Source organism: Emticicia fontis, assembly GCF_054779675.1.
This window is the reverse complement of the sequence record NZ_BAAGXU010000064.1, coordinates 59968-60482: the sequence shown is the minus strand read 5'-3', so window position 1 is coordinate 60482 and position 515 is coordinate 59968. Positions and strand designations below refer to the sequence as shown.

Sequence of the window (515 nt, the reverse complement as noted above, 5' to 3'; positions counted from 1 at the left end):
CAACTTCCAACCGTACAAGTAGCGGATATGGAGTAAGTACCCACACTTGAAAGTGTTAAGATACTTCCTGACGAACCATTAGACCAGTTGATGGTTCCTGCACAACCACTAGCTGTTAGAGTCAAAGTGCCTGGCGCACAAACTATTTTTGGATTCGGTGCGGTGATTGTTGGTGCAGACGGCTGGCTAACAATCTGTAAACCTGTGACAGTTGTACTAACCACACTTGTGCAACTTCCAACCGTACAAGTAGCGGATATGGAGTAAGTACCCACACTTGAAAGTGTTAAGCTACTTCCTGACGAACCATTAGACCAGTTAATAGTTTCTGCACAACCGCTGGCTGTCAGAGTCAAAGTGCCTGGCGCACAAACTATTTTTGGATTCGGTGCGGTGATTGTTGGTGCAGACGGCTGGCTAACAATCTGTAAACCTGTGACAGTTGTACTAGCCACACTTGTACAAGAACCAACAGTACAAGTAGCGGATATGGAATAAGTACCCACACTTGAAAG

1 pseudogene is annotated in these 515 nt (G+C 45.6%); it reads right to left on the bottom strand.

What is annotated here, in order from left to right:
- A pseudogene (locus ACYVFA_RS24135) lies at positions 1–515 on the bottom strand (hypothetical protein); the annotation flags it as partial.